Source organism: Chloroflexota bacterium (assembly GCA_035652535.1).
Taxonomy (GTDB): Bacteria; Chloroflexota; UBA6077; order UBA6077; family SHYK01; genus DASRDP01.
This window is the reverse complement of record DASRDP010000079.1, coordinates 1-10,487: the sequence shown is the minus strand read 5'-3', so window position 1 is coordinate 10,487 and position 10,487 is coordinate 1. Positions and strand designations below refer to the sequence as shown.

The following is a 10,487-nucleotide window of genomic DNA, read 5'->3' as shown; positions in this document are numbered from 1 at the left end:
CCGCAGACCCCCATCCTCCAGAAACCCGTAATACAGCGACGTCCCCCGATGCGAGCAGTGCTCCCCCAGCAGCCCATAGCCGCCCTGGGCATCCCGAAACAGAACCAGGTCCTCCCCCAGGAGCCGGACACGCTTCATCGGTCGCTCGGCCAGCTCGGAGGCCGCGGCCACCGGCTGCCAGTAGCGCCGCAACAGCTCCCCGCACGGCGTCCCGGGCCCAACGCGCGTGAGCAGCTCGTTCTCTTCTGTTGTCAGCATCGTTACCCTCCGACCGCCGCCAGGATCAGATCAGCGCAGGTCGGCGGGCAGGTTCGAGGCGAACAGCTCGTCCACTGCCATAGGCCGCTCCAGAAGATGCTGGTCCCGTGCGTCATTGACAAACGTTTCGAGCGCGTCGCGATTGGCGGCGAGCCCGTACGGCCACGGGTCGTCGCCGAGGAGTCGGCGGGCCTCATCGGCGGACGCGCCGACGAGGGGTTGCTCGCTTTCGATGGCCTCGCGCAGGCCCAGCGCCTTGGCCTCCAGAAACGCGCGACAGAGGCCTTCGATCAGCTCGGGTCGCGACCGCGCCAGCTCCTCTTTCATGACGATGAGATGCATGATAGGGAAAATGCGCGTCCGCTCGTAGTAGTCCCGTTGGGCCGAAACCAGGTCCGGATACGCGGGGACGACCCCATCACCGTGGGCCTGGCCGTCGCCCCTGCCGCCACCCGCCGCCATAGCCGCGTCGATCTCGCCATCGCGCATGAGGTCGCGCGGGCTCCGACCGCTGGCGTCCATGCGCACATCGACAACCGGTGGCATGGCGAGCGCGCCCATCCGCTCCCGGGCCGTGGTGACCCAATGGACCTCGTGCTGCGCTACGCCGTGCATTTGGCGCAGCACGAGCCGATGCCAGACCGAGGAGGTCATCCAGAACTGGGGCAGGCCTACGCGCTTGCCACGCAGCTCGGACGGGTCATGGATGCCAGCGCGGGCGGCGAAGGTGACGCCCGGCTGCAGAAAGCGACGCCCTGTGAAGAGGGGAAGGGCGACGATGGGCCGCCCCTGCTCGCGCGCCTTCGTGAACGTGGCGAGGGACATCTCGGCGACGTCGTAGGCCAGGTCGAGCATCTCCAGGGAATTGGCATTTACACTCCGCGCTTGGCGCGGGTCCACCGATGCGCCCGCCACAGTGGCGCGCCCGTCCAGCACGGGCCTGGTCAGGGGCGATGGGATGACGGAGAGTGTCAGCTCCGCGACTGCCACGGGACCTCCCAGATCACGGGATGAGGCGACGGACGGGCGTTCCGGTGGTGCGCGGCGGCCGACGCCCCGGTGAGAGCACATCGTACCGCATCGAGCATCTTGTGCTATAAGCAGGGGCGCTATAGCGCACAGCACCACGGTCGGAGGTTCAGGTGTGATGGCCCATCTCCGTCTCTCGCTCGTGGGGGGCGTCATCCTGGCGCTTCTCACTGCGTGCAGCCTGGAGCAATCGCGCCCCGGCCCCCGCGGCTCGACGACCGGCGATGGCCAGAAGTCGGCGGCGCCAAAGCGCGTCACCGCGGCGATCATGGGCGACCCGGTATCACCCTTCGGCCGCCTTTCGGGCTTCGGTCAGCGCGGGGCTGACGCCGTCGAGGAGCTCGTGCAGGTGGGGCTTACTAACATGGACCGGCAGGGCATGAAGCAACCGGTGCTGGCCGAGGCCGTGCCCACCGTCGAGAACGGCCTCTGGAGAGTATTCCCCGACGGACGAATGGAAACGACCTGGAAAATCAAGAGCGGCGCGAAGTGGCACGATGGCGGGTCGGTGACGACCGACGACCTGCTGTTCGCCGTGCAGGTGGGACAGGACCCAGACGTGCCGGAGTTCGGCGACGCCGCGTTCGCCGCGATCGACTGGGTCGAGGCCGTGGACGATCGGACGGTGACGGTCCACTGGATGCGTCCGTACATCGAGGCTGACGCGATGTTCGCCACGCGCTCGTACGCGACGCCGCTTCCCAAGCGCCTGCTCGCGGCGACCTATGACAACAACAAGGCGAACTTCACCCAGGCTCCGTATTTCGGCGACGAGTTCGTCGGATCCGGGCCGTTTCGGGTGCGCGAGTTCTCCCGCGGATCCTCCCTGGTGCTGGACGCCTTCGACGACTACGTTCTCGGACGGCCAAAGATCGACACCATCGAGATTCAGTTCGTCGCGGACCCGACGACGATCGTCGCGCGCCTACTCGCCGGCGACGTGATCCTCACCCTGGGGAAGACCCTCTCCGTCGAGGAGGCGTTGGAAGTGCGCGCCCAGTGGCGTGATGGCAAAGTGGACATGGCGCCAGCCAACGCCGTGTCCATCTACCCGCAGTTCCTCAATCCGAACCCCGTCGTCGTGACGGACGTTCGATTCCGCCGCGCCCTCTTGCACGCGATAGACCGGCAGCAGCTCGTGGACGTGCTGCTCGGTGGACAGAGCAGCGTAGCGGAGAGCTTCATGTTCCCCAACCAGCCGCAGTACCAGGAGATCGAGGCGCGGCTGCCCCGCTACGCATACGACCCGCGGCGCGCCTCTCAGATGATCGAGGAGATCGGATACACGAAGGGGGCCGACGGCTTCTTCGTCGACGCGGATGGGCAGCCGCTGTCGGTGGAGATTCGCGCCACGACCACCGACATCAACCAAAAGAGCATGTTCTCGGTGGCCGATCAGTGGCAAAAGATTGGGGTGAAGGTGGACCCGGTCACGATGTCCCGCCAGCGCGCAGCCGACAACTCGTACGTCTTCACGTTTCCCGCCTTCTACCTGCAACGGTACACGAGCGACCTGCCGGGTTTGAAGAACCTGCACAGCTCTCGCAACCCGTTGCCGGAAAACAACTTTCGGTCGGGGAACACGTCGCGCTACAAGAACCCGGAGTTCGACGCGCTGCTCGACCAGTATTTCGCGACCGTGCCGACGGACGAGCGCGTGCGTCTGCTCGGCCAGATCATCTACCACATCGCCGATCAGGTGACGCAGCTCGGCCTGTTCTTCGACGCGGAGCCGACGATGATCGGCTCACACCTCGTCAACGTCACCGCGCGCCAGCCCGAGATCACGCAAGCCTGGAACGCGCAGACCTGGGACATCCAGTAGGTCGCGGCAAGCCTCGACCCGCGACGCCATGACGCTCTTACGCGGCGTGACCGACGCGACTCGGCTGGCTCGCGGACAGGTCCGGTTCAACGTTCGGGATCTCCGACCCGTTGTGGAGCAGCAATGCCTTGAGCCGAAGGGCAAGCTCATCAGGATCGAGCGGCTTCATCGCCCACGCGTCGCGCGCGGGGTTCAAGGACCCGGCGATCAGCTCGGCCGGACTCCCGTCCGACAGAAGGGCGAGCATCGGAATCGGCTGAGCGCCGTGAAAGAGCCAGAGGGCTTCTCGAAGCAACGATTGTGGCAGATCGGCGTCCACGATAGCCGCGGCGTGGGAGCGCGGCCCCTCCGGGCCCCCCGCGCGTGCCGCGCTGAGCATCGTCGCGACCTGCTCGGGCGATTGAACAACCTCGCACGGGATACCCTCCCGCTGAAGCGAGCCTGCGAGCTGCTCCACAGAACGATCGTGGGTGACAAGCAAGATGGTACCGGCGCGCATGATTCCTCCAGTAGTGACCGGGAATGACAGGTGGAAGGACGGAGCACCGTGATGGCACGGATTGGTCGCCTCATGCCCGGGAATCGTCGGAGGCGCCCGGGCGAAAATGGGTCAACGTCCGCCATGTCCTGTGTTTCAGGATAGCGCGGGAGAAGTCAGACTCAGCCGCCGCCCGCGTAACGCGCGTGAGACGATGTTGCGACCGATTCGATGCACTGTTGCGCTACCGACTGACGGGGGGAGGCACCGCAATCGGACGTGCAGGATCGAATAGCCGGGGCAATTTGCCCCTGTCTGGGATGCGGCTCCGCGACTGCGAACTCAGGCGAGGACCGCTGATCGTCGCCGCTGGTGGACCAGCACGCCCTGGGGGACCGGAGCGGTGCCCGCCCGTATGCGCATCGCCGCCATGTTCGTATCGATCACCGCGTCGGCCTCGCACGTGACGCCAATGGGATCGAGCCCGTCGCGGACGCGGTCCATCTGCCGCAGCAGCAGACGATCGAACATCGCGACGCCGCGGTCCGTCGTCGCCGGGTGCCAGCTCGCACGGTCGGTCACCGGGCCCTGCGTCTCGATCGCCATCACGTCCTGGTAGCGGAGCTTGTCCATTCGGTAGGTGGCGTCGGGGTAGACGCAATCGGCCGCGCTCTTGGCTTCGTTGGGCGGAAAGACGTAGTAGTCGGACGGCTCATCGTTGGGCGTCGGGTTGGGCCGCTCCCCATTGACGAAGATCACGTATTTCTTCGTGTGGCAGTCGTCGACCGGCACTTTGATTGACAGCTCCGTGAGCCGGCGAAGCATGTTCGGAAAGATCATCGGGTCTTCCTGAAGATAGCCGTCGGCCGTGACCATGCGCCGCATGATGCCGAACGAGACCTCGTTGTAATCGAGCGAGACCAGAGTGTGGATGAGGCCGCGCGTCGTGCTGGTGCACGGCTCGCGGTGGCCGCTCATGGTGTTCTGGTGGAGAATGTAGATATGGGCCCCGTCGAGGTTGTTCTCGACGACCTGGACCCAGTTCGCATCGAATTGGGTTTCCATCACGTGCTCGATCGGGTAATCCATCACGTCGAGGCGGCGAATGGGCGGCGCGGGAGCCGGCCCAAGGTACGCCCAGTACAGACCGAAGAGGCGCTCGACGGGATAGGCCCGTTGTTTCACCGACAAGTGGAAGCGACTACCGGCTGGCTCCGCTGGCGTCTCCAGGCAGTTGCCGCGCCCGTCGTACAGCCACCCGTGGTACGCGCAGGCGATTCCCCGCTCCTCGACCCGTCCATACAGCAAGGAAGCGCCGCGATGCGCGCAGTGGTCTGCAAGGAGCCCGACGCGGCCGGCCTTGTCCCGGAACAGCACCAGATCTTCGCCGAGGAGCCGCACGAAATGGGTGGGGTGCTGGTCGGAGAGAACGTGGAGCCCGGCGATGGGGTGCCAGTACCGGCGCAGGAGGTTTCCACCATCGGTGCCGGGTCCGACCTGCGTCAGCCGTCGGTTCTCTTCAGACGTGAGAAACATCCGCGCCTCCTGCTCGGGTAGGGTGGCTTCGCGCGCCACGTTCGGCGGTCCGATTATAGCGGTGGGCCCCGGGCTCTCTGGCGCCCGAAGGGTCCGGATCGTCAAAATTCACGCCCCTCTTGTATCATTATGTCAAGAATTGCGGGGTCGAGGGTGCCGTGGCAGACACAAGCGCGTCGGTGGAACGATATTCAGGACCATCTCAAAGGGGCCCTGCGGTGCTCATCATCGGGACGAGCGAGCACGCGGGCGAGATCGCGGGGGCTCTGTCCCTTGCGGGCTACAGGATTTGGAGCACCGAACGCGCGGACGACGCCAGGGACATGGTGAATCGAGTCCGACCGGACCTGGTCGTGCTCGATCTGCAGCTCTCCGACGCGGATGGCCTCCTTTTTTGCGCGGACCTTCGCGCCCAGTGGCCCGACCTCCCGATCATCACATTTCGCGAGACGCGTCGGCGGTGTGATCCGACCCTCGCCCTGCGGCTCGGCGCCGACGACTTCCTGGCCTATCCCGTCGACATTCACGAGCTGGAGGCTCGCATCCATGCTGTCTTGCGGCGAAGCATGCGACGCCGCGTGGCGCCGGCCCCCGAAGCCGACCAGATTCGGGTGGGCCAGCTCACGATAGACCGAACTGCCCGCCGTGTCACCCTGGCCGGGCATCCCGTCCGCCTCACGCCGACGGAATACCGCCTGCTCTGCGTTCTGGCGTGCAAGCCAGATGAAGTGGTCTCGCGCCCGGAGCTGGCCATGAAGGTCTGGGGCTACGCCAACATCGGCGGTGGGCGAGCGATCGACGGGCAGATCCATCGACTCCGCACCAAGCTCGAGTCCGCCGCGGACGTCGCCCCGGCCATCGTCTCCCAGCGCGGCGCCGGCTATCGCCTCGTCGCCCCCGCGGAATCATCGCTGAATCGCGCCTACGTGGAGCGATCCGTCGCGAACTAGCGCCTCGATCTCTGGGCGCTCGCCCGATAAGACCGATCTCCCACCGAGACGCCTCTCCGCACCCGATTGACGTACGAGGCCGGGTTATGATGTGCTCCGGCCGGAGCACGGACCACCCAGACGATGGACGGATCAAGTGACCAGCGAGCCTGCGGACATTGGAGTCGAGGCACTCCTCGGGAGCATTCGCGATGCCGTCATCGTGGGAGACGCGGCAACGCGCCGAATTCTCCTCTGGAACCCGGCATCCGAGGCGCTCTTTGGCTACTCCGCGGCCGAGGCACGCGATCTCGTCGTGGAGGACCTCGTTCCCAGTCACCTCAAGGAGCAATGCCGGGCGGGTCTCGCCCGATACGCGCGGACGGGCCGCAGCGACATTCTCAGCGCGCGCGGCGTCCTCGAGATCCCGGCGCTCAAGAAGAACGGTGACGAATTCACCGCTGAGATCATGTTGAGCCCGCTGCACAATGGCTCGGCGAAAGGTCGGCTCGTGGTAGCGACCGTTCGTGACATCACAGACCGCAAACGGCTCGAACGGCAGTTCGAGGAGCTGTCGTGGACCGACGGCCTCACCGGAGTCGCCAACCGTCGGCGTTTCGACGCGCTGCTCGACGAGGAGTGGCGCCGGGCCGGGCGCGACGAGACCGCCCTTGCCCTCGTCATGATCGACATCGACCATTTCAAGGACTACAACGACGTTCTGGGGCATCCCGCGGGCGACGACGCTCTGCGCAACGTCGCGCAGGCGCTCGTCGCGATCGTTCGCCGCGCGGGGGAAGTCGTGGCCCGGTACGGGGGCGAGGAGTTCGCCGTCTTGCTGCCGCACACCACGTTGCCCGTCGCGATGGACATCGGAGAGGCCCTCCGTTCCAGCGTGGAGAGTCTGCGCATTCCCCATCCGACGCGTCGCCCGACGAAGTACCTGACGATCAGCGCGGGAGTCGCGGCCGCGGAGCCGCTGGCCGGGTCGTCCGCCGCTGAGCTGGTGGCTCGCGCTGACCAAGCCCTGTATAAGGCCAAGCGCCGCGGACGGAACCGGGTGGAGTCGGCCGATAAGCCCTGACCGGCGTCGGCGCCGGTCCCAACGCCATGACCTCCCAGCGTGCGGGACAAGCCGCTCGCCCTGGGCCCTCGGCTTCGCTCAGGACCGGCCTGTCGAAGGGCGCGGCGTGCTACCGCACCCGCTTAGGAGGTGCGATCGTGACGCGCACCTTCCTTGGCGGTAGGTGCCGGGCGGACTACAGCTCCCACTTCTGCGCGATCTTGTCCTTAAAGTCCTTCGGGAACGCGTTGACGGCCGGAAACTGATCGATCCACTTAAAGGGGCGACACGCGTCGATCAGCACGCGGTCCGACGCGTAGCCGCGTGGCGATCGCTCTTCGGGTGGAAGCGCCGGCTCGGTCACCGAGGCCCAGACGCTCTTCACGATGTCGAGCCCTTCCCGGACGTGGCAGCGCGTCGCGATGGCCCAGATCACATCCGCCGGATTGGTGATGTCGACGTCGTCGTCCACCACCACGACGAACTTCCCGCCGTACGCCCCGGCGCGCGCCCCGGCGGCGACGAGGAGCGCCTGTTTGGAGTGGCCCGCATACCGCTGGTTGATGGCGATGACCGTGAAGGGTCCGGGCTGTCCTCCATAGACAAACCCCCAGACGCCCTTGACGTCCGGGATTCCGGCCTTTTCCAGCTGCTCCCACAGCGTCGCCGCGCCGAGAGGTATCGGCAGGTAGCTGGCCGGCGGCTTGAGGGGCGGCGCGCCTAGGATGATCGGATCGTCCCGGAAGTACACGCGCCTCACCAGCATGATCGGCGTCTCGCCCACGTTCGCGTCGGTGAAGTACCCGGGCCACTCGCCGAATGGCCCCTCTCTGGGCATCTCGTCATCGCGGAGGGGCGGCAGCTCCCCTTCCAGGACCAGCTCGGCGTTGGCGGGGATCGGCAAGCCGGTCGCGGGCCCGCGAATCACTGCGACCGGCGCTCCCTGGAGGTAGCCGGCGAACTCGAACTCGTTCACGTCGGGCGGGAGCGGCATCTGCGCTGCGAGGAAGATCGCCGGGGCCTGCCCGATGGTGATGGCGATGGGCAGCGGCTTGCCGTTGGCGCGCGCCCGCTCGAACGCAAGGCGCCCATGCTTGCCCATGTTCATCTTCACGGAGACGGTGTGTTTGTCCTGGATCATGACCCGGTACGTGCCGATGTTGACCTGACCGGTTTCCGGATTCTGCGTGATGACCCCGCAGCCGGTTCCGAGATACGGCCCGCCATCCAGCTCGTGCCAGGTGGGCGTCGGGAACGCGAAGAGGTCGACCGCGTCATCGGCCATCTGATTCTGGAGAACGGGCCCGCCTTCCTCGTACTGAACGGGTACTGGCCGATACCCCGCGAGCTTCTTGCGCCAGGCGTAGAGATATTCGATGCCGCGCAGCTCGGGCGCGATGCCCATGGCCGGGCCGGTCCGTTTGCAGGTCCGGAACACGTTTGACACAACGCGATAGCCCGGGGGGAACGCGGGGAAGCGATCGAACAGAAGCGCCGGCCCCTCTTCTTCTGCCGCGCGCTCCGTGAGCGCCCCCACCTCCAGGTGCAGGTCCACCCCTTCAAAATGACGGACCTCGCCCATCGCTTCCAGCATTGCGACATAGCCCCGCAGGTCGCTCACGTCCGTCATGTGCCCTCCCTCATGTCGTCGCCGCGAGGCCCGACCCAGGTCGGGGCGCGCGGGTCAGAGCGTTTCTGCGACGATTCGGAGAATGCGCTCGCGGTCGGCAGGGTCGTGGGCGTGGGGGATGATCGCGATCTCGTCCACGAGCCCCGTGGCCGCCAGTCGCTCCATCTGCTCTCGGGCCTCGGCCGGGGTGCCGGCAACTGCGAATTTCTCGACCAGCTCGTCGGGCACGATGTCGCCATGGGCCGTGCCCACCACCATGTGCTCGTAGTACTCGTAGCGGCTGCGGATCTCGTGGACGATCGCCATATCCTTCGGGCTGAGAGGAAACGGCAGATCCCGCTTCAGGACGCGCGCGACGTGCGCCTTGACCGCCACCCTCGCCTGGTGGCCGTCCTCGGCGATCGAGCACGGCGTCCAGCAGACGGTCTTGAACCCGTCAGCCTTGAGGTCCCGTCCGACTTCCGCCGCGCCGTGCTCGAGCTCCGTCCGTGACGCCTCCAGGAACGACGTATCCACGCCCACGAGGATGATCGCGCCATCGCCAAGCCTGCCCGCGAGCCGGTGAATCCGGGGACCGCTGACCGCCAGATAGGCTGGCACGCGGGCGCCGGGGCTCGCATACGTGAGACGTAGCGGCACCGCGCCGGGGTCGATGGTCTCGCCTGCAATGAGCGCCCGGATGTCGCGAACGGCCGCCTCCAGATCGCCGAGCCGGGCCGGCCGCGCGCCGAGCGTCTCGACGGAGCTGTCGCCGAGGCCGATGCCCAGCCGTACCCGCCCGCCGGTCAACTCGTGGAGCGTTTCCATTGCGGCCGCCGTGACCGCGGAGTGGCGAGTGACCGGGTTGGTCACCCCGGTCGCCAGCTCGATTCGCGTCGTCGCCTGCGCCATCGCGCCCAGCACGACGTAGGCTTCGCGCCAGATCATCTGCGAATCGCCGACCCAGGCGCACGAAAAGCCCAGCTCCTCCGCTAGCTGCGCCAGAGCCACCATGCGCCGTGGAGGCTCGATCGGGAAGAGTCCAACGCTCACCGGAACGCGGGGCACCGCCGCCTCCTCACCGTTGCTTGACGGTTTGAGCCAACTGCTCGGGCGGGGGCATCTGCTCGCTGCGCCCGCCCACCAGGACCTCTCCGTCCACGAGGACCATCGAGATACCCGGCAGATCGCCTGAGGAGAGCGCGTCGAGCGCGTTCGCGCCGTTCGCGCCGCGAATTCGGCCCATCAATAACAGATCGGCCGGATAGTCGGGCCGAACGAGGCCGGTGCGCAGTCCGTGCGCCTGCGCCGTGTTGCCAGTGGCCAAACACAGCGCCTGGGGTGCGGAGATGCCGCCGAGAGATGTCATCAGGGCGATCGTGCGCAGCATGCCGCGTGGCGCCGTGCCGGTGCCCGACGGCGTGTCGGTGCCCACGGTTATCCGATGCAGCGCATGGAGCTGGCGGAGCTGCTCCACCAGGCGGACCGACCAGCGCGGATTGCCGGCGTAGGCGACCTCCAGGTACCCGTCCGTGTCCCGGATCAGCTCCTCGAGATCCGCCAGTGGCATCGGGATCGGTCCGCCGCTGGCGTGCCCCACGATGTCCGGTTGGAGCGCCTTCACGACCGCCGCCCCGGCGGGGGTGCTGAGCCCGGAGCGCGAGACGCCGCCCGAGTGGATCTTGACGGTCATCCCGCGGGCCCGCGCCCACTTCGCATAGGCGATCCCCTCGTCCATCGCCGCGTCGTAGGGAAAGAAG

General features: G+C 67.0%; 10 protein-coding genes. 3 read left to right on the top strand and 7 right to left on the bottom strand.

The window, feature by feature from the left end:
- On the bottom strand, positions 1–258 hold a 258-nt coding region (locus tag VFC51_08350; GenBank protein ID HZT07029.1), incomplete at its 3' end, for a Rieske 2Fe-2S domain-containing protein.
- Positions 259–288: 30 nt separating this feature from the next.
- Positions 289–1,248, bottom strand: a complete 960-nt coding sequence (locus tag VFC51_08345; GenBank protein HZT07028.1) for a hypothetical protein — start codon at positions 1,246–1,248, stop codon at positions 289–291.
- A 157-nt stretch (positions 1,249–1,405) separates the two neighbouring features.
- On the opposite strand from VFC51_08345, the gene VFC51_08340 reads away from it, so the two are divergent.
- The gene (locus VFC51_08340) at positions 1,406–3,112 is read left to right on the top strand and encodes a peptide ABC transporter substrate-binding protein (protein HZT07027.1); all 1,707 of its coding nucleotides are present in this window, start codon (positions 1,406–1,408) and stop codon (positions 3,110–3,112) included.
- A gap of 37 nt (positions 3,113–3,149) precedes the next feature.
- On the opposite strand, the gene VFC51_08335 is transcribed toward VFC51_08340, so the two are convergent.
- Both VFC51_08335 and VFC51_08330 read right to left on the bottom strand, forming a co-directional pair.
- Positions 3,150–3,611, bottom strand: a complete 462-nt coding sequence (locus tag VFC51_08335; protein HZT07026.1) for a hypothetical protein — start codon at positions 3,609–3,611, stop codon at positions 3,150–3,152.
- Between the two features lie 321 nt (positions 3,612–3,932).
- Positions 3,933–5,126: a Rieske 2Fe-2S domain-containing protein gene (locus tag VFC51_08330; GenBank protein HZT07025.1), complete on the bottom strand. Its 1,194-nt coding sequence runs from the start codon at positions 5,124–5,126 to the stop codon at positions 3,933–3,935.
- 218 nt (positions 5,127–5,344) lie between these two features.
- Between VFC51_08330 and VFC51_08325 the strand changes: the two genes are divergently transcribed.
- Positions 5,345–6,076 carry a response regulator transcription factor gene (locus VFC51_08325; protein ID HZT07024.1) on the top strand — a complete coding sequence of 244 codons (732 nt, stop codon included), beginning with the start codon at positions 5,345–5,347 and terminating at the stop codon, positions 6,074–6,076.
- A 136-nt stretch (positions 6,077–6,212) separates the two neighbouring features.
- On the top strand, positions 6,213–7,139 hold the full coding sequence (locus tag VFC51_08320; GenBank protein HZT07023.1) for a sensor domain-containing diguanylate cyclase: 927 nt from the start codon (positions 6,213–6,215) through the stop codon (positions 7,137–7,139).
- A gap of 175 nt (positions 7,140–7,314) precedes the next feature.
- Here VFC51_08320 and VFC51_08315 read toward each other — a convergent pair whose 3' ends face one another.
- The 3 genes from VFC51_08315 to VFC51_08305 all read right to left on the bottom strand — a co-directional run.
- A complete protein-coding gene (locus VFC51_08315) occupies positions 7,315–8,748 on the bottom strand; it encodes a UbiD family decarboxylase (protein HZT07022.1) in 1,434 nt (477 codons plus the stop codon).
- Between the two features lie 54 nt (positions 8,749–8,802).
- On the bottom strand, positions 8,803–9,795 hold the full coding sequence (locus VFC51_08310; protein ID HZT07021.1) for an LLM class flavin-dependent oxidoreductase: 993 nt from the start codon (positions 9,793–9,795) through the stop codon (positions 8,803–8,805).
- Positions 9,796–9,805: 10 nt separating this feature from the next.
- A partial coding sequence (locus VFC51_08305; protein HZT07020.1) for an amidohydrolase family protein occupies positions 9,806–10,487 on the bottom strand: 682 nt, incomplete at its 5' end.